This window comes from Streptomyces sp. NPDC058880 (genome assembly GCF_042742535.1).
Classification (GTDB): domain Bacteria; phylum Actinomycetota; class Actinomycetes; order Streptomycetales; family Streptomycetaceae; genus Streptomyces.
In genome coordinates this window covers 365353-389940 of record NZ_JBHYMC010000001.1, presented here as the reverse complement: position 1 = coordinate 389940, position 24588 = coordinate 365353, and the positions used below count along the sequence as shown (strand labels likewise).

Sequence of the window (24588 nt, the reverse complement as noted above, 5' to 3'; positions counted from 1 at the left end):
CATGGGCACCTGGATCTCCACCTGGACGGCGGAGCCCGCCGACCCGGCCCTGCCGGTACTGCTCTGCCTGCCCCCCGCCGGGGCCGGCTGCCAGCAGTTCCGCGCCTGGCAGCCCGCGCTCGACGGCACCGCGCAGGTGTACGGCGTACAGCTGCCGGGCCGCGAGAACCGCTGGCGGGAGCCGATGCCGGACACCTTCGACGAAGCCGTCGAGGCCATCGCGGCCGAACTTGTGTCCGTCGTCGGGAACCGGCCGCTGATCGTCTTCGGCCACAGTTTCGGCGGCCTCCTCGGCTACGAGGTGTCTCGCCGGGTCACCCCGCGGGCCCTGGTGGTCAGTGGCTGTCGGGCCCCCGGCCACTGGACCGGCGCCGGACGCGGCATCGTCGACGACGGTGAGGAGCTGGACAAGCTCTTCGACACGGCCGACCTCGACCCGCGGCTGCTCGACGAGGACACCCGGGCCCTGATGGTCGGGATGCTCCGCAAGGACGCCCAGCTCTCCCTGAGCTATGTCCACCAGCCGGGCACCCGGCTGTCCGTGCCCGTCCACGCCTGGGGCGCCGATGGCGACGAGACCGTCAGCGCGGCCGAACTGGACGGCTGGGCGGAGGTCACCACCGCCGGCTTCACCCGGCACAGCACCACCGGCGGACACCATGCCGTACTGCGCCGCCCGCAGCCCGTACTGGATCACTTGACCGCCCTGTTGCGGGGCGAGGGCGCCCCCCTCGCTCCGACCGCCTGACAGCCCGCCCGCACCCATCGGCCGAGTCCGGAGGACACCGTGCCCACCACCCACCAGGTCCTCGTGAACCACGAGGGGCAGTACGCGCTGTACCCCGCCACGCGCGAGACGCCCGACGGCTGGACGCCGGCCGGCTTCGACGGCACCGAGGACGAATGCGCCGCCTTCGTCGACGCCCACTGGCCCGACACCCGCCCGCTCAGCCTGCGAGGAGCCTGAGATGGAGATCGACCTGCTCGACCCGGGCCCCTTCGGCCGCAACGACTTCTGGCCGACGTTCACCTGGCTGCGCGCCAACGCGCCGGTGCACTGGCACCCCGAGCCCGGCAGCGACGACGGCGGCTTCTGGGCGCTGAGCCGGCACCGCGACATCATGAAGGTCTACGCCGACAGCGACACCTTCCTGTCGGGCCGCGGGATGCGGCTGGGCAGCGACCCCGCCGCCGTCGCCGCGGTCGCCCAGCGGATGCTCATCGTCTCCGACGTCCCGCACCACACCCGCCTCAAGCGGGCCCTCGGACAGGCCTTCGGCCCGCAGCAGATGCCGCGCCTGGAGGCCCTCGTCGAGCAGGTCGTCGCCGACCTGGTCACCGAGGCCGCCGAATGCGACGAACTGGACTTCATCGACCTCGCCAAGCAGCTGCCCAACCGGGTGGTCTGTGCCATTCTGGGCATTCCGCGCGCCGACTGGTCCTGGATCGGCGCCCTGACCACCGACGCCTTCGACTCCCCGGACGAGGCGGTGCGCAGCAGCGCCCACTCGGAGATCTTCCTGTACTTCATCGAGCTGCTCGCCGAGCGCCGGGTCCGCCCCGGCGACGACCTGGTCAGCCAGATCGCCCACGACACGCTCGTGGACGAGGGCGACGGCAGCGAACGGCCGCTCAGCGACCACGAGATCGTCTTCAACCTCAACGGCGTCCTGTCCGGAGCCAACGAGACCACCCGCTACTCGGCGGCCGGCGCGGTCCACATGTTCGCCGAGCACCCCGACCAGTGGCGGCTGCTGCGCGGTCTGGGACCCGACGGAATCGCCCCGGCGGTCGAGGAGATCCTGCGCTGGACCACGCCCGGGGTGCACGCCCTGCGCACCGCCGCCCGCGACACCGAGATCAACGGGATCCCCATCGCCGAGGGCGCCCGCGTGACCCTGTGGAACGTTTCGGCCAACCGGGACGAGGACGTCTTCGCCGACCCGCACTCCTTCCGCGTCGACCGCCGCCCCAACCGGCACGTCGCCTTCGGGCACGGCCGTCACCTCTGCCTGGGTGCCCGCCTCGCCCGCTTCGAACTCGGCGCCCTGCTCACCGAGATGCTCGCCGTACTGGACGGGTTCGAACTGACCGGTCCCGCCACCTTCAACTCGTCCAACTTCACCTGGGGGATCAACAGTCTCCCCGTGCGGCTGCTGCGCAGCCGAGCCTTCGCGAAGTAAGAAAGGGCCCGTACTGTGACCACCGCACTCGTCGACTTCAACCGTTCGGACGCCGCGTTCCCCACGACCGGGTACCCGGAACTGCTCGCCGGACAGGCCGCCCGCACCCCCACGGCCACGGCCCTCGCGCAGGGCGGCCGCACCTGGACCTACGCCGAACTGGAGGGCGCCACCAACCGCCTGGCGCACGCCCTGATCGCCCGCGGTGCCGCGCCCGGGGCCAGAATCGGCCTGTGCTATCCGCGCAGCGCCGAGTACGTCCTGGGCTCCCTGGCGATCCTCAAGACGGGCGCGGCGATCGTCGCCCTCGACCCGGTCAACCCGGACGACCGGCTCGCCGCGATGATCGGTGACGCCGACCCGCTGCTCGTCCTCGCCCCGGCCGAACTCGCCCGCCGGATACCCCAGGACGTGCCGCGGGACGAGGTCGCCACCGCCGGACAGGGCATGCCGGACACCGCGCCGCCGTCCGTGACCGGGCCCGACACCGTCAGCCACCTCATCTACACCTCCGGCTCCACCGGCACCCCGAAGGCCGTCCTGGAACGGCACGGCGCGCTCACCAACCTGGTCCACTGGACCACCCGCGCCTACGGGGTCCGCCCCGGCGACCGCGCCTCGTGGATGTCCACCCCCGGCTTCGCCGTCCAGATCATGGAGTGGCTGGCCTACCTGCCGGCCGGCGCCGCGATCCACATCCCCGAGGCGGGCCAGGCGCAGACCCCCGAACAGATCCGCGACTGGCTGGCCGGCGAGGGCATCACCCACACCATGCTGGTGGCCGCACTGGCCGAGCCCGTGTGGGGCCTGAGGTGGCCGGCGGACACGGCGCTGCGGATCCTGGTGACCACGGCCGAACGCGTCCACAGCTGGCCGCCCGTCGACACCCCCTTCCGGGTGGTGATGACCTACGGAACCACCGAGACCACCAACGTCCTGTCCTGCTTCGACCTGGGCGCGGGTACCGACTTCACCAGTCAGGCCACGCCGGAGGAGGTCCGTGCCACCCGCCAGGTCCCGGTCGGCGTGCCCATCGCCAACCTCCGCGTCCACCTCCTGGACGACGACGGCCGTCCGGTTCCCGAGGGGGAGGTCGGCCGGCTGCACGTCTCCGGCGCCGGGGTGGCGGCCGGCTACCACGGCCGCCCCGAGCTCACCGCCGCCACGTTCCACCCGAACTTCGTCGAGGGCGACCCGCACCCGGTGCTCTACGACACCGGCGACCTCGCCCGCCGGCGCGAGGACGGGGCCGTCGAGCTCCTCGGCCGGTCCGACTCGCAGGTCAAGATTCGGGGCTTCCGCGTGGAGCTCGGCGAGGTCGAGACGCACATCGCGCGCCTCGACGGCATCGCCGAGGCGGTCGTCGTCGCCCAGGAGCGCGACCCCGGCGGCAAGCGGCTCGTCGCCTACGCGTCCCCGGCCGGCGGGGCCGAGCCCGACCCGGCCGGCGTGCGCGCCGACCTCGCCCGCACCCTGCCCTACTACATGGTCCCCGCCGTCGTCGTCGTGCTGCCCGCCCTCCCGCGGCTGCCCAACGGCAAGGTCGACCGGCGCAGCCTGCCCGAGCCCCCCGAGGGCCGCGACGGCGTCGGCGCCGGCTACGAGGCACCGCGCAACGAGGTCGAGGACGGCCTGAGCCGGCTGTGGGCCGACGCGTTCCGCACCGACGGCATCGGTGTCCACGACAACTTCTTCGAGCTGGGCGGACACTCGCTGCTCGCCTTCCAGCTCATCGACGAGATCCGCCGCCGCTACGGCGTCGAGCTGAGCCTCTCCGACCTGTCCACCTGCCCCACGGTCGCCGAGCTCGCCACCCTGGTCACCACCGAACGCGCCGGTGGCCGCGGCTCCTTCGGCGGACTCCCGGCGATCGTCCCCGACCCGGCCGCCCGCTTCGAGCCCTTCCCGCTGACCGAGAGTCAGCAGGCCCTGTGGATCGGCCGGGGCGGGCTCGTCGAGCTCGGCAACGTCGGCTGCCACGGCTACTTCGAGTGGGAGAGCGAGAAGCTCGACGTACCGCGCTTCGAGGGTGCCTGGCGCCGACTCGTCGAACGCCACGACGCCCTGCGCACCCGGGTCCTGCCCGATGGCACCCAGCAGGTCTTCGAGGAGATCCCGGCGTACGAGATCCCCGTGACCGACTTCGGCGGCCTCGACGAGGAGACCCGGACGGCGGAACTGGCCGCCCTGCGCGAGCGGCTCTCCCACCAGGTCCTGGACGCCGACGCCTGGCCGCTGTTCGACGTGCGGATCAGCCTGCTCGGCGGCGGGCGTGCCCGCATCCACCTGTCGCTGGACTTCCTCGTCGCCGACGCCTGGAGCTACTTCCAGGTCCTCGTCCCTGACCTGGTCACCTACTACGTCGAACCGGACGCCGAACTCGCCCCGCTGGAGCTGACCTTCCGCGACTACGTGCTCGCCGTAAGCAATTCGCTGCGCGACAGCGAGATCTACCGGCGTTCCGAGTGGTACTGGCGCGACCGTCTCGCCACCCTCCCGCCCGCGCCCGCGCTCCCCGAGCGTCCGGCCGACGCACCCGAACTGCCCGTCCGGTTCGAACGGCGCAGCCACATCGTCTCCCCGGAGCTGTGGACGCGCATCCAGGAGCGGGCACACGCCCGCGAGGTGACCCCCTCCGGGGTGCTGGCCGCCGCCTACGCCGAGGTCCTCGGCAGGGCCTGCGGGCAGGCCCGCTTCACCATCAACTTCCCGCTCTTCAACCGGCTTCCGCTGCACCCCCAGGTCAACGCCCTGCTCGCGGACACCACCACCACCCTGCTGCTCGCCGTCGAACAGCAGGACTCCACCTTCGCCGGACGCGCGCAGGCCGTCCAGCGCCGTCTCTGGGCCGACCTGGAACACCGTTACTTCAGCGGGGTGCAGGTGCTGCGCGAGCTGACCAAGCTGCGCGGCTCCCTCGCACCGGCCATGCCCGTGGTGATGACCAGTCTGGCCGGCCACCCGCCGCAGTACGAGGAGACCGAACTCGGCGCCCCGGTCTACGGCATCTCCCAGACCCCCCAGGTCTCCCTCGACTTCCAGGTCTTCGAGAAGCCCGAGGGGCTCACCTTCAACTGGGACTTCCTGCCCGCCGTCTACCCGGACGGGCTCATCGACGCCATGTTCGAGGAGTTCACCGCCCTGCTGCAGGCCCTCGGAGAGGACGAGGTCTGGGAGCGTTACTCCCCGCCGCCCGGCGAGGAGGGGACCGACAGCGGCAAGGCCGAGGAACGTGACACGGGCGACGCCTGGGAGCGCTACTGGGCCGGCATCCAGCGCACCGGCCGCGGCGGCGACGTCATCTGGGACGCCGACAGCGGCGAGGAGTTCCGGTGGCTCCTGGACCAGGCCAAGCGGCACTTCCGGGGCGACCTGCCGCTCATCGACCTCGGCTGCGGCAACGGCCGCTACAGCCGCGAACTCGCCCCGCACTACCCGTCGGTCATCGGTGTCGACGTCTCCTCCAGCGCCATCGACCACGCCAAGCGGGAAGCCGAGGGCGTGGCGAACGTCGACTACCTGGCGATCGACATGACCGACGCCGAACAGGCAGCAGTGCTGGGGGAGGGGCCCTACAACATCTTCGTCCGCGGTGTCTTCCACGTCCTGGACACCGAGGCGCGGGCCCGGCTCGCCGCGGTCGCCGACCGGCTGCTGGGCGACGAGGGCACGCTGATCGTGCACGAGCCCGACTACTCCAGCAACTCCTTCGGCTACCTGGGCTTCGTGGGAGGCAAGCGCGGCCGCGCCGAGGACCTGGTCGGCCCGCTGGAGGCGGCCGGTGTCCGCCACTCGCACCGCTTCACCCGGCCCGAACTGGCCGAGGCGTTCGGCGCGGACGGCTGGGAGATCGTCGAGGACGAGGCGATAGAACTGCATGCCATCGACCCCCGGTCGGACTCCGACGCGTTGCGGCTGCCCGGCTACTACGCGGTGCTGCGCCGCAGGCGCTGATGGCCGGTCTCGCACTGGCCGGGCCGACCGGGGCGGTGCTGGCCGCGGCCGGGGACGTACGGGAGCTGCTGACCCGTACCGAACTGGACCGCGCCGGCGCCCTCCGGTCGGCCGCCGACCGGGAGGACTTCCTGGCCGCGCACGCACTGGTCCGGCTCTGTGCCGGGCGGCTTCTGGGCCGCCCGGCACAGAGCCTCACCGTCGTTCAGCGCTGCGGCTCCTGCGACCGGCCGCACGGCAGGCCGCGGCTCGCCGAGGTGCCCGGCACCGCCGTCAGCCTGGCGCACACCCGGGGCTGGGTCGCGGCCGCCGCGGCCGGCGGCCCGGTGGGCGTGGACGTGGAGGCCGTCGAGGAGGCGGAGATGGACTGGCGGACGGCCGAAGCCGTCTGCACCGGAAAGGAACTGGCCGCCCTGCGGTCGGACACCCACCCGCGGCGCGCTTTCCTGCGCCAGTGGGTGCGAAAGGAGTCCCTGGTCAAGGTCGGGGCGGGCACGCTCGACGAGCCCGCCCGCCTCGACGTTCCCGTGTACGGGCAGGAGCCGCCGCGCTGGCACGGCTGGCGGCTGCTGGACTGGGGTGGAGCGGAGGCCGTCGGATGCGTGGCGGCCCGCGAGGAGATGCGGCTGCGGCTGCTCGGCTGAAAGACTGGACACGTGGAACGACGTACGACCGAACGGCTGCTCAGGGCGCGCGCACAGGCGATCGGGGAGGAGGTCCGGGAGGAGTCCGTCGCCGGCGTCCTCGGCCGGGTGCTGGCGATCCAGGCCCAGGACCTGCCCGCGGCCGAGCTCGGACTGCGGGTGCGGGCCCGCGGGCTGACGCGGGAGGCGGTGCGCCGGGCCACCGACATCGAACGCACCGCCGTCCGGGGCTGGTTCATGCGGGGAACCCTCCAACTCGTGCCTGCGGCCGACGCCCGCTGGCTGCAGGCCCTGTTCGGCCCCGTCTACCTGGCCCTCGCCGCGCGGCGCCTGCGCGAGCTCGGCCTCGACGAGGCCCTGTGCACGCGTGCGGAGCGGCTCATCGCCGACGCGATCGCCGCGGAGGGCCCGCTGACCCGCGCCCGGCTCACCGACCGGCTCACCACCCTCGGGGTCGAGCCGAAGGGACAGGCCGCATTCCACCTCATCCGCCGCGCGGCCCTGGCCGGCCTCATCTGCCACGGACCACAACAGGGCGGCGATGCCACCTTCGTCCTCCTCGACGACTGGTTGCCCGCCACCGGATCCCTGCCGTACACGGGGGAGGCGGCCGTACGGGAGCTGGCGCGGCGTTACCGCGCCGCCCACGGCCCGTCCGACGCCCTGGACTTCGTCCACTGGTCGGGACTGAAGACCACGACGGGCAGGAACGCATGGGCCGCCGTACGCGACACCGGCCCCGAAGCCCCTCCCGCCCCCGGCGAACCCGACGTACGGCTGCTGCCGGCCTACGACAACTACCTCGTCGGCTATCGCAGCCGTGACCTGTCGGTGCCCGCCGAGCACGAACGCCGGGTGTGGCCCGGCGGCGGACAGATCCGCGCCACCGTGGTGGTCGACGGCCTGGCCGTCGGCACCTGGTCCGGCGGCCGACGAGGGGCGCCGGTCACGGTCGAGCCCTTCCCCGGGTCCGAGCCGCCGAGCCCCGCCGTGGCCGCCGGAATCGCCCGCGAGAGCGCCGACATCGCACGCTTCTCCAGCTGAACCATCGCATGTCTACAAGCGTTCTATAGTCCCGGAATTCATAACCGGGGTCTAACTCGCGGTCCATAGCGTCGGTGCCGTCCGACAATTCCGTACCCAATCAGAAAAGGGCGTCGACATGGCACTCGGTCGGCATTCCGATTTCAATCGCCTGTGGTTCGGGCAGACCGTCAGCAACTTCGGCGACAAGATCTCCCTTCTCGCGCTGCCGACCCTCGCGGTCGTGGTGCTGGACGGCGGAGCCTTGGAGGTCGGCGTGCTCGGCGCGCTGCGCTTCCTCCCCTTCCTGCTGCTCGCCCCGATCGCCGGGCTGGTGGCCGACCGGGTCTCCAGGCGCACCGTCATGATCGTCGCCGACCTGGGCCGCTTCCTGGCCCTGGGGACGATCCCGCTGGCGTTCGCCCTCGACTCCGTCACCATGACGCACATCTTCATCGTGGCCGGCATCACCGGCTGCCTGACGACCTTCTTCGAGGTCTCGTACCAGTCCTGGCTGCCCCAGCTCATCGGTACCGAGAACCTCATCGAGGGCAACACCAAGCTGCAGATCAGCCGCAGCGTCGCCGAGGCGGTCGGCGCGGGCGCCGGTGGCGCACTCATCCAGCTGCTCGGCGCCGCACGCGCCATCACCGCCGACGCGTTCACCTTCCTCGTCTCGCTCGTCGCCCTGCTGGTCATCCGCCACCGGGACGTACGCGAGCGGACCGAGGAGCGGAAGGCCTCCGCGAAGGCGGAGATGAAGGAGGGCATGAAGACCCTCTTCGGCAACCCGGTCCTGCGCGGCCTGTTCACCGCCAACGTCGTGGTCAACCTCGGTGCCGCGATGGGCGACGCGATCCTGATCGTCTACGCCTACAAGGAGCTGAACCTCAGCCCCGGCCAGGTCGGTGCCGCATTCGCCGTCATGTCGGTCTTCGTCATCGTCGGCGCGGTGCTCTCCGAGGTCGTCTCCAAGAAGCTCTCGGTGGGCCGCCTGCTGGTGATCACCGCGGTGGTGCTCGGCGCCGGCTACATCCTGGTCCCGACGGGCGGCGCGCTCGGCGGCTTCGTCGGCCTGATCGTCGTCCAGGCCGTCATCGGCTTCGTCTCCCCGATGTTCGACATCCACGTCCTGAGCCTCGTGCAGGGTGTCACCCCGAACGAGCAGATGGGCCGCGTCAGCGGCACCGCGCTCTCCGCGGTGTACGGCGCCCTGTCCCTCGGCTACTTCGCCGGCGGCGCGCTCGGCGAGGCGGTCGGCCTGACCGGCGGCCTCGCGGTGGCCGGCACCGTCACCATCATCGGCGGCCTGACCCTGCTCAGCGGGCCGGTCGCCAAGATCAAGGAAATGCCCGGCGGCGACGACACCGCCGAGGAGGGATCTCCGGCCTCCGACGAGACCAGGATCACCGCCTGACCGGCACCTCCAGAGGTGTGGAGTGGGTGCCGGCCCAACGGCACCCACTCCACACTGCGCCCCGCACACCGGCACATCCCCACCCGGCGCCGCCGCACGCGGCGTCCCCCTCGCCGTATCCCTCTCCCGACTCCCGAAGACGCACGGAGGCTCAAGGTGAGCGAGTCCCTCGCCGAACGCATAGCCGCACTGCCGAAGTCCCGCAGGGCACTGTTCCAGGCCCTGACGGGCCGCAACGGCGGGCGTGCCGCCGTACGGGAGGACCCTGAGCCGGCACCCCGTGACCCCGCCGACCCGCCGGTGCTCTCCTTCGCACAGCGCCGGCTCTGGTTCATCGACCAGCTCCAGCCCGGCAGCCCCGCCTACAACGTGCCAGTGGCCACCCGCATCCGGGGCCCGCTGGACGTCCCCGCCCTGCACGCCGCGCTCCAGGACGTCGTCGACCGGCACGAGGTCCTGCGCACCGTCTACACCTACCAGGAGGGCGCCTCCGAGGCCCTGCCCCGCGTGGTGGACGGATTCCGGCTGCCCCTGCCGCTGACCGAACTGCCCGACGAGGCATCCGTCCGACCGTTCTACGACGCGGACGCGGGCGCCCCCTTCGACCTGGCCGGCGCCGTCCCGCTGAGGGCCCGGCTCGGCCGCCTCGGCGCCGAGGACCACGTCCTCGTCCTCAACCTCCACCACATCGTCACCGACGGCTGGTCGATGCGGATCCTCTACACCGAACTGGAGCGCGCCTACGCGGCCCGCACCGGCGCTGCCGCCGAGGCGAACACCCCGCTCGCCCTCCAGTACGCCGACTTCGCCACCTGGCAGCGCCGCCGCGTCAGCGGTGACCGGTTGGAGGCACTCACCTCCTTCTGGCAGGAGGAGCTCGGCGGAGCCGTACCCGTGGACCTGCCCACCGACCGGCCCCGGCCCCCCGTCTTCGGTCACGCCGGAGCCTCCCGCTACATCGACCTGCCGCCCCAGCTGATCGCCCGGCTCCGCGCGTTCGGCAAGTCCGAGGGCGCCACCCTCTACATGACGATGCTGGCCGGGTTCGCCGCCACGCTGCGCCGCTGGACCGGCCAGGAGGACATCGTCGTCGGTACCTCGGTCTCCGGCCGCGACCACCCGGCCTTCAGCGACCTCATCGGCTTCTTCGTCAACACCCTGCCGCTGCGCATCAGAACCGGCGGAGACCCCGTCTTCGCCGAACTGGTCCGTGCCACCCGCCACACCACCCTCCAGGCGTACGCACACCAGGAACTGCCCTTCGACCTCATCGTCGACACGCTCGGACTGCCCCGTGACCCCAGCCGGCCGCCGCTCACCTCCGTGATGTTCCTGCTCGACGAGACCCCGGACACCGCCCCCGGCCTGGCCGGCCTCGCGACCGAGCCCATCGACTTCTCCTCGCACGCCACCAAGTACGACCTCATGATCAGCGTCCACGACACCGGCACCGCGGTCCGCGCCCTCGTGGAATACCCCACCGCCCTGTTCGACGCCTCGACCGTGGACCGGCTGCTCGGCCACTTCCTCACCACCCTCGAAGGCGCCGTCGACCGCCCGGACGCCCCGCTGTCGACCCTGCCGCTGCTCACCGACGCCGAACGGGCCGCCGCCCTGGACGACTGGAACGCCACCCGCGCCCCCTTCCCCCAGGACGCCTGCCTGCACCACCTGTTCGAGCAGCACGCCGACCGCCGGCCCGACGCACCCGCCGTGGTGCTCGGCGGAGTCGGCGGCTGGAGCGTCACCTACCGGGAGCTGGAGGAACGCGCCAACCGCCTCGCCCACCGGCTCGTCGAGTCGGGGGCGGGTCCCGGCCGGACCGTGGCGCTGTGCCTGCGCCGCGGTCCCGGACTGGTCACCGCGATCCTCGCCGTCCTCAAGGCCGGCGGGGCCTACGTACCGCTCGACCCGGACTACCCCGCCGAACGCCTCGCCCTGCTGCTGAAGGACGCCGCACCGCCCATCGTCGTCTCCGACGCCGAACTGATCGGCCGGCTCCCCGTGCCGGACGGCACCGCGCGCGTGCTCCTGGACACCGACCGGGCCGTCCTCGCCGAACTGCCCGCCACCCGGCCCGAGGCGCCCGTCACCGCCCGGGACCTCGCCTACGTCATCTTCACCTCGGGCTCCACCGGCACCCCCAAGGGGATCGCCCTGGAACACCGCGGCGTCGTCAACAACCTCCTCGACCTCAACCGTTCCTACGGCATCGGCCCCGCGGACTCCGTGCTCGCCCTGTCCTCGCCCAGCTTCGACATGAGCGTCTACGAAACCCTCGGCATCCTGGCGGCGGGCGGCACGCTCGTCCTGCCCGACCCCGCCGCCGCCAAGGACCCGGCGCACTGGGCCGATCTCGTCGAGCGGCACGGAGTCACCGTCTGGAACTCCGCCCCCGCCCTCCTCGGCCTCCTGGTCGACCAGCTCGAACACGCCGGCGGCCCCCGGCTGCCGAAACTGCGCACCGCCTTCCTCGGCGGCGACTGGATCCCCGTCACCCAGCCCGGCCGGATCCGCACCTTCGCGCCGGAGCTGTCCTTCGCGGCACTGGGCGGGGCGACCGAGGCGTCGATCCACTCGGTGGAGTTCCGGGTCGGCCGCGTCGACCCGCAGTGGACGAAGCTCCCCTACGGGCGCCCCATGGCCAACCAGCGCACCTACATCCTCGATGCCCACGACCGCCTCGTCCCCGTCGGCGTGCCCGGCGAACTCCACCTCGGTGGGGTCGGACTGGCCCGCGGCTACCTGAACCGGCCGGAGCTCACCGAGGAGAAGTTCGTCCACGTCGAGCTGGCACCCGGCCGCACCGAACGGCTCTACCGCACCGGCGACCTGGCCCGCTACGGCGCGGACGGCACCATCGAGCTGCTCGGCCGCACCGACTTCCGGATCAAGCTCAACGGGCTCCGCATCGAACCCGGCGAGGTGGAAAGCGCGCTGCGCGGCCGCCCCGGTGTCCGCGAGGCCGTCGTCGCCGCCCGCCGCTCCGCCGCCGGGTCCGACCGCCTCGTCGGCTACGTCGTCCCCGAGGCCGGCGCCGCCCTGGACACCGCCGCCCTGAGGACCGCGCTCGGCGCGGTCCTCCCGCCGCACTGCGTCCCCGCCGAGCTGGTGCTGCTGGAGCGGCTGCCGCTGAGCCCCAACGGCAAGGTGGACCGGGGCGCGCTGCCCGACCCGCGCCCGGCCGCCCCCGCCGCACACCTGCCCGCCGCCGCTCCCGCGCACGGCGACGGCGACCCCGTCGCGCTGCGGATCGCCGCCGTCTGGGCCGAGGTGCTGGGCGTGGCCGACGTGGCCCCCGGGGACGACTTCTTCGCCCTCGGCGGAGACTCCTTCGCCGCCGTGCGCGCCGTCCGGGCCGTCGCCGCCGCCCTGCCGGACGGCGGGGCCGCCGCCCTGCGCGTCGTCGACCTCTTCAGCAATCCGACCCCGGCCGGCCTCGCCGCCCGCAGCGCCGAACTCAGCGACCCCGGAACCCGGGCGCACAGCCTGCTGCACCGGCTCACCCCCGAACGCCCCGCCGGCACCACCGCGCTGACCCTGGTCTGCTTCCCGCACGGCGGTGGCGATGCCATCGCCTACCAGCCCCTCGCGGCCCAGCTCCCCCCGCACATCGAGCTCCTGGCCGTCTCCCCGCCCGGGCACGACCCGCTGCGCCCCGGCCCGATGCTGCCGGTCGCCGAGTTCGCCGAACTCGCCGCCGAGGAGATCGCCCGCACCGTGCGGGGCCCGTACGCGGTCTATGGCCACTGCGCCGGAGTCGTCACCGCACTGGAGACCACCCACGTCCTCGAACGCAGGGGACAGCGTCCGATCGCCCTGGACCTCGCCGCCGCCCTCCCGGAGGAGGACCCGGAGTACGCCCTGGAGATGGAACGGACCTCCGGCGACGACGATCTCGTCGCGTACCTGACCACCATGGACGGCTTCGACGGCGTCCTGGACGACCGCGACCTCGGCGCCGTCCTGCGGATGGTGCGGCACGACATGACCGAAGCCGCCCGGTTCTTCGCCCGCACCCCCGGCGGCTACGACCGGCCCCTGGCCACCCCGCTCACCTGCATCATCGGCGACGCCGACGACGCCACCGAGGGCTACGAGGACGGGTACCGCGCCTGGGGCCGGTACGCCGCCGACGTACGGCTCGCCGTGATCCCCGGCGGTCGCCACTACTTCGCCAAGCACCTGCCCGACCGGCTCGCCGCCCTGCTCGCAGACCTGCACCGCAACGGAGGAAACCATGTCTGATCTCGCCGAACGGCTCGGCCGCCTGCCCCAGGGACAGCGCTCCCGGCTGCTGGGGAGAATGCGCAACCAGATGACGGCCGGTGTGGGCCGCCGCATCGAACTCAAGCGCGCCGACCACGGACCGCGCTCCCGCTCCTCCTTCCAGCAGGAGCAGATGTGGTTCGTCGACAAGCTCGGCGCCGGCAAGGCCCGCAACAACATAGCCCTGTCCATAGCGCTGGGCGGTCCGCTCGACCGGGCCGCCCTGCACGAGGCCCTCAACGCCGTCGTGGCCCGGCACCAGGTGCTCCACAGCAAACTCGTCGAGATCGACGGGGTCCCCTGGCAGGAGCCCGTCCCCTCCTTCGTCCTCGGCGTCCAGAGCACCGACCTGTCGGGCAGCGAGGACGCCGACCGCGAACTGGCCGAGCTCACCGCCGACTGCGCCGCCGCCCCCTTCGACCTGGCCGCCGCCCCGCCCGTGCGCGCCCACCTCGTACGCCTCGCCGAGGACCGGCACGTCCTGCTCTGGGTCGTCCACCACATCGCCTGGGACCCGGGATCGACCCGGATCTTCACCGAGGAGCTGACCGCCAGCTACGCCGCGGCCGCCGCCGGCCGGCGTCCCGAGGCCCCCGGACTCGCCGTCGAATACGCCGACTTCGCTGCCTGGCAGCGGGCCAAGCTGGAGAACGACGAGCACGGCCGGGCGCTCGCCGCCAAATGGCGCCAGATCCTCGCCGGCGCCGTCGCCACCGAGGTCATGCCCGACCACCCGCGCGGTCCCGAAACCCGTGGTGACGGCCGCGGTCTGAAGCTGAACCTCGACCAGAAGCTGCTCGACCGGCTCACCGAACTGGCCGACGCCAACAGCACCACCGTCTTCACCACCCTGCTGGCCGCCTTCAACGCGCTGCTCAGGCACTGGACCCGAACCGAGGACGTCGTCGTCGGCACGGCCAGCGCCTCCCGCCCGCACCCCGACCTGGAACGGGTCATCGGCTGCTTCGTCCAGATGATCACCCTGCGCACCGAGGTCACCGACGCGCTCACCTTCCGCGAGCTCGTCACCCGTACCGCGGCCTCCGTGATGGACTCCTTCACCAGCAGCGAACTGCCCTTCGAGCAGGTCGTGGAGGCCGTCCGCCCGGTCCGCGACCCGCTGCGCCACCCGCTCTTCCAGATCGAGTTCACTTCCCTCGGCCGGTGGGGCACCCACCGGGCACAGGCCGCGGACGTCGAGTTCGCCATGGACCAACTGCACGACGGCGCAGCCAAGTTCGACATGAGCTTCCTCGTCGGCGAGAACGACGGCCTGGAACTCTCCCTGGAGTACAACACCTCCCTCTACCGGCACGGCACGGCCAGCGCCCTGCTCACCGCCTTCAAGCAGGTCCTGGAGCAGGTCGCCGAGAACCCCGACCTTCGGGTCGGCGACATCAGCCTGGTCGAGGAGCCGGCCGCCTCCCGGCACGCCCGCGAGCTCTCGCGGGGCGGCCCGGTCGACGAGGCGGCCTGGACCACCACCCTGGACCGCGCCTTCCGCGAGCGGGCCACCATCCACCCCGACGCCGTCGCCGTCCGGCACGGCACCACCCGGCTGGACTACGCGGCCCTCGACCGCTGGTCCGAGGCCATCGCCCACCGGCTGCGCGACCGCGGCGTCGGACACGGCGACCCCGTCGCGGTGTGCGTGGCCCGCGGCCCGGCCGCCGTCGCCGGAGTCCTCGGCGTCCTGAAGGCCGGCGCCCACTACATCCCGGTCGACCCGGCCGCCCCGGCCGAGCGGACCCGCACGGTCCTCGCCGATGCCAAGGTCCGCCACGCCCTCGTCGACGAGAGCGCGCAGCTGCCCGTACCGCTGGAGCTGGTCACTACCGGGAGTGCGGCCCCGGTCCGCGAGGTGCCCTCCCTCGCCCTCAGCTCCACCCCCGCCGACCTGGCCTACGTGCTCTACACCTCCGGCAGCAGCGGAACCCCCAAGGGGGTCATGATCGAGCACCGCTCGGTCACCCACTTCTCCCGCACCATCGCCAAGGCGTACGAGATCGGGGCCGCGGACCGGGTGCTGCAGTTCGCTCCGCTCACCTTCGACGTCTCCGTCTTCGAGATCTTCACCACGCTGCTCGCCGGCGGCTCCCTCGTCATCGCCACCGACGACGAACGCCGCGACCCCGCCCTGCTCCAGGCCCGGATGCGCGCGGACGCGGTCACCGTCGCCGAACTCCCGCCCGCGCTGCTGCCGCTGCTCGACCAGGCGGCCCTGCCCGACCTGCGCCTGGTCTCGGTCGGCGGCGAGGCCTTCCCCGGCCGGCTGGTCGCCGAATGGACCGCGGGGGAGCGCCGGTTCGTCAACGGCTACGGCCCGACCGAAGCCACCGTCGCGGTGACGCTGATGGACTGCACCGGCAGTTACGACCGCAACCCGCCCATCGGCCGCCCCATGCCCGGTCACCAGGCGTTCGTGCTCGACGAGCGCCTGCGTCCGGTGCCCCCGGGCGTCCCCGGCGAACTGTGCGTGGCCGGACCCGGCGTGGCCCGCGGCTACCTGGGACGCCCCGACCTCACCGCCGAACGCTTCGCGGACAACCCCTACGGCGACGGTCCCGAGACGGCACGCCTCTACCGCACCGGCGACCTCGTCCGCTGGCTGCCCGGCGGCAACCTCGACTTCCTCGGACGCACCGACCGCCAGCTCAAGGTCCGCGGCCACCGGATCGAGCCGGGCGAGGTCGAGGCCGTCCTGACCGGGCACCCCTCCGTGCAGCAGGCCGTGGTGGTGGCCCAGCCCGCCGCGGGCGGCGAGCGCATGCTGGCCGCCTACGTCACCGTCGAGCAGGTCGGCTCCTACGCCTCGGAGGTCGCCGACGCCGAGGGCCTGCGCGCCTACACGGCCGTCCGGCTCCCCGGCTACATGGTCCCGGTCGTCGTCGTCCTGGACGAGCTGCCGCTGACCCCGCACGGCAAGGTCGACACCGCCGCCCTGCCCCTGCCCACCGAGCAGTCGGCGCAGGGCGGGACCCCGCCGCGTGACGCCGTCGAGGAGCAGATCTGCCGCGACATCCTCACCCCGCTCCTGGAGTGGCAGAACCCGGACGTGGAAGGCGACTTCTTCGCCCTGGGCGGCAGCTCCCTCCAGGCCACCATCGTGGTGTCCCGGGTGCGGGCCCTCTTCGGCATCGACATCGCCCTGGCCGACTTCTTCGGCCGTCCCACCGTCGCGGGCCTGGCCGAACTCGTCCGCGCCGCGAAGGCCGAGGCCGCAGGCGAACAGGATCGGCTGCTCGCGGTCTTCGAGCAGATCGAGAACATGAGCGACGAAGAGGCCGCCGCGCTCCTCGGCTCCCTCCAGCAGCCGGAGGGACCCTGATGGCCGGACCGGCAGGGCTGGAGGGGGCGCTCGCCGCACTCCCCGAGGGCAAGCGCGAACTCGCCCGCCTGATGCTGGCCGCCCGCCGGCCCGTCCCCGCACACCCGGCCCCGCGCCCCGGCGCGGGGCCGGTCCCGCCGACCGCCCTGCAGACCCGGCTGTGGCGCCGGGAGCGCACCCACCCGGCCGTCGCCACCGGCTCGCACGCGCTCCGGCTGGCCGGCCCGCTCGATCCGCAGCGGCTGACCGGGGCCCTCACCGCGGTGCTGCGCCGCCACGAGGCGCTGCGCACCCGGCTGGTCCGCTCCACCGCCGGCCAGCCGCGGCTCCACGTGGACGAGGAACCGGCCCTGCGGCTCACCCGGGCCGACCTGTCGGGCTTCACCCCGCGGGCCGCGGCCGAACGGACGGCCCAGCAGCTCACCGAGAGCGCCTCCACCGTCCTGGACCTGGAGAGCGGCCGCACCAGCGCGTTCCGGCTGCTGCGGACCGCTCCCGACGAGCACGTCCTGATCCTCGCCTCCCACCTCGCGGTCTTCGACGGCTGGTCCTCGGGGGTCTTCCTCGCGGACCTCGCCGCCGGCTACCGCGCGGGTCCCGAGGCCCTCACCCCGCCAGAGCTGCAGTTCCCCGACTACGCCGACTGGCAGCACCGCTGGCTTGCCGGACCGGACGGCACCGCCGAACTGGAGCGCCGCCGTGCCGTGTTCGCGGCCGACCCGCCCGCGCCCCGGGCCCCCGGCGGCTTCGAGCGCGGACACCTGCCCGTACGGCTGGCCCGCGGGCCCGTCGACGCCGGGCTGGAGCTGGGCGCGGCCGAGGGGGCCACCCCGTTCATGACCCTGCTGGCCGCGCTCGCCGTCGTACTGGCCCGCAAGGACGACCGTACCTCCGTGGTGATCGGCACTCCGGCCGCCGGCCGGTTCGCCGCACCGCTGGAGGGCGCGGTCGGGCAGTACACCACCGTGGTGCCGATCCGGCTCGACCTCGCGGGCGGACCGACCTTCCGCGAGCTCCTGCTCCGTACCCGCACCGCGGTGGCCGATGCCCTGGCCCACCAGCGCCTGCCCGTGGACGTGCTGTTCGGCGACGGCACGCCCCCGCCGTACAACGTCCTGTTCGCCCTGCACAACTACCCGGCCGTACCGCTGGACCTGCCCGGCATCGAGGTCGGTCAGCTGCCCGGGCCACCCGCCCGCCACCTGGAGCTTTACAGCCCCGACCCGGCCGCGGCCCTGGCCTGCGTCGGCCTGGTCGAGCGGGACGGTGAGATCGGCGGAACCGCCGAGTACAACCGGCACGCGGCCACGCCCGAGGACGTGCGGGGCCTGCTCACCGGCATCGAGGAGGTGCTGGACCGGGCCGTCACCGCGCCCGCGTCCCCGGTCGGCACCAGCCGGCACTGAGCCGGGGCCGGGGCCCCACGGCCCCGGCCTCCTCGCCGACCCCCACCCGGAACCACCCAGATCCGCCTGAGGAGTTGCCCGTGCTCACCACCGAGTTCTACCGCGCGCCCGCGGACTGCGGGCTCGTACGGAGCGGGGCCGACGTGCCCCGCACCCCCATGCGGGCCCTGCGCGAGGACATCCACGACATCCTGGTGTCCGCCCCCGTCGCCGAGGCCCAGCGCACCCGGGACCCCCGGCCCATCCACCGGGCCCTGGGCGAACGGGGCCTGCTCGCACCCCAGTGGCCCGAGGAGTACGGGGGGCGGGGCGTCAGTCAGGTCGCGGCCGCCGTGCTGGTCGAGGAACTCGCCATGCACGACGTTCCCGACCTGCTGCACACGCTCACCGTGCAGATCGTCGGATCCACCCTGCTCCATGTCGCAGGCCCGCAGATGAAGGCGCGCCACCTGCCCGGTTTCGCCGCCGGCACCTCCTTCGGGTGCGTCCTCTTCAGCGAGCCGCAGGCAGGCTCCGACCTCAACATCCTCTCCACCCGCGCCGTCTCCGACGGTCGCGGCGGCTACAAGCTCTACGGCACCAAGGTCCACTCCCTCTTCGCCCGTTTCGCCGACTACGGCCTGTGCCTGGCCCGCGGTGAGGACGACGCCTTCAGCCTGTTCCTCGTGCCACTGGACCAGCCGGGCGTCACCATCCGGCAGATCCCGGGCATCGGCGACGACGCCTTCCACGAAGTCGCCCTCGACGGGGTGTCCGTCACCGCCGACGACGTCGTCGGCGGCATCGGCCAAGGCTGGGCGATCGTCGTCAAGACATTGGCCTTCGAACGCACCGGTCTCGACTACTACGTCAAGGCGCTGCGTTGGTACCGGGCCGCCGTCGACCGGCTGGAGGCCCACACCGACCGGCTGGAGGCCGGCCAGCACGACCAGATCGGCCTGGCCAAGCTCAACGCCCGGCTGCTCGCGGCCGGCACCCTGGTCCGCCGCGTCCTCACCCGCCTCGACCGGGGCGAGCTCAACGAGGACGAGGCCGCCGCCGCGAAGTGGTACACCACCGAACTCGCCGCGGAGGTGGCCTGGTGGGCCGCCGAACTCGACGGCGACACGAGCATGACCCTCGACGACCCGGAGGTCGACGGGGTGGCCCACCCACTCGATTCGGCGATGCGTGAAGCCCCGGGGATGCGGATATCCGGCGGCACCGCCGAAATGATGCTGGAGACGCTGGCCCGGCTGCGTCTCGACTCAGGGGCGGAGGTACGGCCGTGACGACCCAGGCGGTCAACGGGAGCGGTACGGACGGGGCGGCCGGCGAGGCGCCCGAGCGGTGGCGGGAGCGGGAGGACGAGGACTCGCTCTTCCGGCAACTCCGGCTCACCGTGCGGCAGGGCCTGGAGGTCGACGGGGAGACCCCCGCGGGCGCCTGGGAGGCGCTGACCCAGGTCGGGGCCTGGGAGTTCGCCCTCCCCATCGAGAAGGAGGGCCTCGACCTCGGCCAGGCCGTGCTCGCCATGGTCTGCGAGGAGGCCGGCAACGCGATGCGGCCGGTCCCGCTCGTCGACACCCTGCTCGCGCTCGACGTGCTCTCCGCCCTCGGCCCCCTCGCCCCCGAGGGCACCGAGGACCTGCTGGACCGGGTGCGCGCCGGCGAGCTCCAGCTCGCCGTCCCGGGCCGGCTGCCCGATCCGCGCGGCTCCGTACCGCCGGGGATCGCCTGGAAACCGGACGGTGACGGCGCGGGTATCGTCCTGACCGGCACAGGAGGCCCGTTCGCCGCCGGCATCGGGCCGGACGCCCTGCTGGTCCTGGCGAGCGGTCCCGACGGCCCCTGCGTCGCCCTCGTCGGCCTGCCCGCGCAGGGCGTGACCGTACGCCCGCTGCGCGACCACGGCGGGGGAGCGGTCGCCGGTGCCGTCTTCGACGAGGCACGGATCCCGGCCCCCTCGGTACTGCTGCGAGGGATCGCCGCCGAACAGGCCCTCGCCCGGGTCGGCCTGCGCGCCGCCGTCCACCAGGCGTCCCTGCTGGCCGGCATCACCGCGGCCGCCCTGACCGCGGTCGTCTCCCGGATCCGCGGACGGCAGCAGTTCGGCCAGGCCCTGGTCAAGCACCAGGGGCCCCGGCTGCGGGTCGCCGGGCTCCTGGCCCGACTGGACGCCGTGCGCTGGGCCGTCGGCGACGCGGCCCGCGACCTCGACGAGGGCCGCCTCACCCCCGGGGAGGCCGCCGGGCTGATCGCCCTCACGGCGGAGACCGCGCTCGACGTGACGCGGGACGCGGTCCACCTGCACGGCGCCTCCGGTCTCGTGCGGGACGGCCTGGTCGCCGGCTGCTATCGGCGCGCGGCATGGGAGGCCCTGCGCTGCGGACGCCCTGCCCACCTGTGGGACACCGCGGCGCACACCCCCTGATCCGCCGGGCCCCGCGGCGGCCTGCGCCGGCGCCGCGGGGCCCGGCGGGACGTCGCGGACACGACCGGGTACGGCCCGGGCACGACCCGGTAGACCCGGACACGAGGAAGGGGCCCCCGCACCGCGGGAGCCCCTTCCCTGCACCACCGGCGCGACCGTCAGACCAGGTCGCGGCGCATGATCCAGCGGTGCCGCTTGTCGCTCTTGGCCTCGGTGCGCTGGATCCGGCGGAAGCCGGCCCGTTCGAACATGTCCATCGTCCCGACATAGGCGAGGGTCGGGTTCACCCGGCCGCCCTCGGGGTCCACCGGGTAACCCTCGACGGCGGGCGCGCCGTTGGCCCGCGCGTGCTCGACGGCCCCCTCCAACAGACCGGAGGCGACCCCCTTGCCGCGGAACTCCTTGCGCACGACGAAGCAGGTCACCGACCACACCGGCAGCTCGTCCACCGGCTTGATCGTCTTGGAGGAGGTGAGCCGGTCGAGCTGGCGGCGCGGGGCCACGTTGCACCAGCCGGCCACCTCACCGTCGAGGAAGCCGAGGACCCCCGGCGGCGGGTCCGCCTTCTCGGTGAGGGTGCGCAGGTGCTCGCCCCGCTCCTCGGCGGTCATCCGCCCGTAGTCGCCGGTGGTCAGCCGCCACGCCATGCACCAGCACGTGTGCGCGCTCTTGCGGGGCTGGAGCACCCGTCGGACGTCGTCCCACAGATCCGCCGTGGCGGGCCGGACTTCTAAACTCATGCTGTTACTTCGCTCTCTTCCGCTTCTTGTTCTTGCGAGCGTCCCGCCGGCGCGCTCCTGCGCGCCCCGGCGACGACGTCGGTCATCACGGCGGTCAGCACCTCCAGGGCGCGCCGACACGCCTTGTCCCCTGCGTCCAGATGCGTGACCAGCCGGACGGTGTCCGGGTCCGGCGCGGTCACCAGCACTCCTTCCTGCGATGCCCGTGCGACGACCTCGTCGGCGCCCGGCACCTCGACGAGGACGATGTTGGTCTCGGGCGGGCGCACGGGGAAGCCCGCGTCCCGCAACCCCGCCGCCAGCATCCCGGCGTGGTCGTGGTCCTCGCCGATCCGCTCCACGTGGTGGTCCAGGGCGTACAGCCCCGCAGCCGCCAGGATGCCCGACTGACGCATGCCGCCGCCCAGGCCGTGCCGCAGCTTCCGCGCCCTGGGCAGATGTTCGGACCGGAGCAGGAGCACCGAACCGACCGGCGCGCCCAGCCCCTTCGACAGGCACACCGAGAGCGAGTCGGCGGTCTCCCCGTACTGCGCCGCCGCCGTCCCGGTCGCGGCCATCGCGTTCCAGATCCGGGCGCCGTCCATGTGGACGGCCACACCCGCGCCGGAGGTCAGCTCGCGCACCTCGCGCAGCGTCTCCAGCGGGTGGACGGTACCGCCGGCCCGGGTGTGGGTCTGCTCCACCTCCACGGCCCGCGTGCCCAGGGTGTACGCGTTGCCCCGCCGGACCGTGCCGGCCAGCAGCGCCGCGGTGACCACCCCGCGCTCCGCCGCCACCGTACGCGTCTGGATCCCGCCGTAGCGGGCGGGGGAGGCCTCCTCGTGGGCCAGGACGTGCGCCTCCGCGTCGCACACGAGCTCCTCGCCGGGGGCGACCAGGAGCTGGAGCGCGATCTGGTTGGCCATCACTCCCGAGGGTGTGAACAGGGCGGCCGGGAAACCGAAGAGACCGGCGAGGCGCTCTTCCAGGGCGCGGACGGTCGGATCCTCCCCGAAGAGGTCGTCACCGACCTCCGCGCCGGCCATCGCGGCCCGCATTCCGGGACCCGGCCGGGTCACCGTGTCGCTGCGCAGATCGACGATGCCGGAGCTGTCGGTGTTCATGACGGTTCCTCAACTCCTCGCTCACGGGGCTTCGGGGTCAGATCGCGTGCCGCCATCCAGTCCAGCAGCGGCCGCACCAGCAGCCAGGTCTCCCGTACGAGTTCCCCGGCGCGCGCCGTGTGCAGGCCCGCGGCCGGACCGTACCGGCGCCCCGCGTCGATCTTGCGGTGGCGCAGCAGGTCCAGCCGCGGGTGGTCCGCGGGCACTCCCCGCGGCCGGGACCTGAGCCGGTCCCCGCCCAGCGCGAAGCCCTGCTCCGTCAGCCGGGCCGCGATCGCTGCCAGCTCCGTGCCGCCGTCCTCCTCCTCGACGGCGGCACGGTAGCGGGCGACCTCGGCCCCGGCGTACGGGTACCAGCGGCCGGAGGCGTACAGCCCGTCCCGGTCCAGGTGCACCCACAGGCCGAGGCAGGGCAGCAAGTCCAGATAGGCGCCCTGGTAGGTCTTGTACGGGGACTTGTCGTGGGACATCCGGGTGTCCCGGACCGGGCCGAGCACCCGCACCGCGTCCGGCCCGGCCCACTCCTCGAAGAACGTGCCCAGTTCAGCGGCCAGCTCGTCCATCGGCGCACGTACGTCACGCTCGTACCGCTCGCGGTGGCGCAGCCGCCACGCCTCCTTGCTGTTGTCGGCCGCGAGGTCCTCGTACAGGCGTAGTGCCGAGGGCGGGAAGCCGCTGAAGGTCACGGCAGGTACCCCGGAAGGGGGTGGGCGGCGCACAGCTCGCCGACCCGGGTGCGGACCCGGTCGCGCAGGTCATCCGGCAGGCTGCCGCCCGGCGCAGCCAGCGCCGTCAGGACGTCCGCGACCAGGTCGGCGCACTCGGCGGCAACCGTCCGGTCCATTCCGCGCGCGGCCAGCGTGTTGGTCCCCAGCCGCAGGCCCCCCGTCACGCGTACGGGTGTGGTGTCTCCGGGGACGCGGTTGCGGTTGACGACGATCCCGCAGGCCTCCAAGGCCTCCTCGGCCACGTCCCCGGTGACGCCGCTGCCGCGCAGGTCGAGCAGCACCATGTGGGTGTCCGTACCACCCGTGACCAGCCGGAAGCCCCGGTCCAGGAGCCGCTCCGCGATCGCCTGCGCGCCGTCGGCCAGCCGCTTGGCGACCTCCGCGAAGTCAGGGCTCGCCACGAAGGCCAGCGCACGGGCCTTGGCCGCCACGGACGCCAGGTCGGGGGTGCCCTGGGTGAAGGGGAACACGGCACGGCGCAGGGTCGCGGCCAGCGTGCCGCGCTCTGGTCCGGGCCTGCGGGCCTCGCGGCCCAGCAGGATCAGCCCACCGCGCGGACCGTACAGCTGCTTGTAGGTGCTGGTGGTCGTCACGTGGGCGTGGTCGACCGGGCTCTGGTGCAGGCCGGCCGCGACGAGTCCCGCGATGTGCGAGATGTCGGCGAGGAGGTAGGCGTTGGCCTCGTCCGCGATCTCCCGGAACCGGGCGAAGTCGATGCTGCGCGGGTACGCGCTCGCCCCGCACACGATGAGCTTCGGCCGGTGTTCCAGGGCCATTTCACGGATCTGGTCGTAGTCGAGAAGCCCTTCCGGTGTCACCCGGTAGCCGTGGGCGCGGTAGTACCGGCCGGTCACCGAGGCGGGGGAGCCGTGGGTCAGGTGGCCGCCGCAGTCCAGGTCGAGCCCGAGCAGGCTGTCGCCCGGACTCAGCAGCGCCGTGATCACGGCGAGGTTGGCGGAGGACCCCGAGTGCGGCTGCACGATCGCATCCTGCGCCCCGAAGGCGGCGCACGCCCGCTCGATCGCGAGGCGCTCGATGTCGTCGGCGATGCCGCAGCCCGCGTGGTAGCGGTTGCCGGGATACCCCTCCGCGGTCAGGTTCCCGAGTACGCTGCCCTCGCAGGCCAGCACGGACGGGTCCGCGACACTGGACGCCGCAACCATCATCAGCGTCTCGTGCTGGCGCGCCGACTCCCGCGCCAGCAAGTCGTACAGGACGGAATCGCTCTCTCTCAGCCGGGTGTTGGCGTGCGCGGAGAATGCGGCCAGGTCCGGCACGGGCACCCGCGGTGCGCCGCCCCGGTGTCCGTCCCCGTCCAGCGGATCGCTGACGGGCGCGGGCAGGGTGAGACTCATGACTGTCCCCTCTCGGAATCGTCCG

At 73.4% G+C, this 24588-nt stretch carries 15 protein-coding genes and 1 pseudogene; 12 read left to right on the top strand and 4 right to left on the bottom strand.

The genetic code is table 11. The annotated features are described in order from the left end of the window. Position 1: 1 nt before the first annotated feature. The 12 genes and pseudogenes from ACFW2G_RS01725 to ACFW2G_RS01670 all read left to right on the top strand — a co-directional run bounded on the left by ACFW2G_RS01725 (position 2) and on the right by ACFW2G_RS01670 (position 20637). On the top strand, positions 2-748 hold the full coding sequence (locus tag ACFW2G_RS01725; RefSeq protein WP_384455991.1) for a thioesterase II family protein: 747 nt from the start codon (positions 2-4) through the stop codon (positions 746-748). A gap of 36 nt (positions 749-784) precedes the next feature. Further along, positions 785-967, top strand: a pseudogene (locus ACFW2G_RS01720) (MbtH family protein); the annotation flags it as partial. Position 968: 1 nt separating this feature from the next. Further along, positions 969-2183 (top strand): cytochrome P450, encoded by a 1215-nt coding sequence (locus ACFW2G_RS01715; RefSeq protein ID WP_037921709.1) that lies wholly within the window; start codon positions 969-971, stop codon positions 2181-2183. A 15-nt stretch (positions 2184-2198) separates the two neighbouring features. Further along, complete coding sequence (locus ACFW2G_RS01710; RefSeq protein WP_384580045.1) at positions 2199-6137, top strand: amino acid adenylation domain-containing protein; 3939 nt, start codon at positions 2199-2201, stop codon at positions 6135-6137. Then, positions 6137-6781 (top strand): 4'-phosphopantetheinyl transferase superfamily protein, encoded by a 645-nt coding sequence (locus ACFW2G_RS01705; RefSeq protein ID WP_052030553.1) that lies wholly within the window; start codon positions 6137-6139, stop codon positions 6779-6781. The genes ACFW2G_RS01710 and ACFW2G_RS01705 overlap by 1 nt, the downstream gene beginning before the upstream one ends. 12 nt (positions 6782-6793) lie before the next feature. Next, on the top strand, positions 6794-7825 hold the full coding sequence (locus ACFW2G_RS01700; RefSeq protein WP_384580047.1) for a winged helix DNA-binding domain-containing protein: 1032 nt from the start codon (positions 6794-6796) through the stop codon (positions 7823-7825). 118 nt (positions 7826-7943) lie between these two features. Then, the gene (locus tag ACFW2G_RS01695) at positions 7944-9221 is read left to right on the top strand and encodes an MFS transporter (protein ID WP_384455982.1); all 1278 of its coding nucleotides are present in this window, start codon (positions 7944-7946) and stop codon (positions 9219-9221) included. A 156-nt stretch (positions 9222-9377) separates the two neighbouring features. Beyond that, complete coding sequence (locus ACFW2G_RS01690; protein WP_384580048.1) at positions 9378-13469, top strand: amino acid adenylation domain-containing protein; 4092 nt, start codon at positions 9378-9380, stop codon at positions 13467-13469. After that, complete coding sequence (locus ACFW2G_RS01685) at positions 13462-16818, top strand: amino acid adenylation domain-containing protein (RefSeq protein WP_384445000.1); 3357 nt, start codon at positions 13462-13464, stop codon at positions 16816-16818. Before ACFW2G_RS01690 ends, ACFW2G_RS01685 begins: the two co-directional genes overlap by 8 nt. Then, on the top strand, positions 16818-18224 hold the full coding sequence (locus ACFW2G_RS01680) for a condensation domain-containing protein (protein ID WP_384580051.1): 1407 nt from the start codon (positions 16818-16820) through the stop codon (positions 18222-18224). Before ACFW2G_RS01685 ends, ACFW2G_RS01680 begins: the two co-directional genes overlap by 1 nt. Before the next feature lie 80 nt (positions 18225-18304). Next, entirely contained in the window at positions 18305-19495 is a 1191-nt protein-coding gene (locus ACFW2G_RS01675) for an acyl-CoA dehydrogenase family protein (protein WP_384680815.1), read from the top strand. Further along, positions 19492-20637 (top strand): acyl-CoA dehydrogenase family protein, encoded by a 1146-nt coding sequence (locus ACFW2G_RS01670; RefSeq protein ID WP_384580054.1) that lies wholly within the window; start codon positions 19492-19494, stop codon positions 20635-20637. The genes ACFW2G_RS01675 and ACFW2G_RS01670 overlap by 4 nt, the downstream gene beginning before the upstream one ends. A gap of 158 nt (positions 20638-20795) precedes the next feature. Here the strand turns inward: ACFW2G_RS01670 and ACFW2G_RS01665 are convergent, their stop codons facing one another. The 4 genes from ACFW2G_RS01665 to glyA are packed head-to-tail and all read right to left on the bottom strand — an operon-like array spanning position 20796 to position 24563. After that, positions 20796-21377 carry a GNAT family N-acetyltransferase gene (locus ACFW2G_RS01665; protein ID WP_384444993.1) on the bottom strand — a complete coding sequence of 194 codons (582 nt, stop codon included), beginning with the start codon at positions 21375-21377 and terminating at the stop codon, positions 20796-20798. Next, positions 21374-22480 carry a threonine aldolase family protein gene (locus ACFW2G_RS01660; protein WP_384444991.1) on the bottom strand — a complete coding sequence of 369 codons (1107 nt, stop codon included), beginning with the start codon at positions 22478-22480 and terminating at the stop codon, positions 21374-21376. Before ACFW2G_RS01660 ends, ACFW2G_RS01665 begins: the two co-directional genes overlap by 4 nt. Further along, entirely contained in the window at positions 22477-23166 is a 690-nt protein-coding gene (locus tag ACFW2G_RS01655; protein WP_384444990.1) for a DUF2461 domain-containing protein, read from the bottom strand. The genes ACFW2G_RS01660 and ACFW2G_RS01655 overlap by 4 nt, the downstream gene beginning before the upstream one ends. Further along, positions 23163-24563, bottom strand: coding sequence for a serine hydroxymethyltransferase (gene glyA / locus ACFW2G_RS01650; protein WP_384444988.1), 1401 nt, complete (start codon positions 24561-24563; stop codon positions 23163-23165). Before glyA ends, ACFW2G_RS01655 begins: the two co-directional genes overlap by 4 nt. Positions 24564-24588 lie beyond the last annotated feature (25 nt).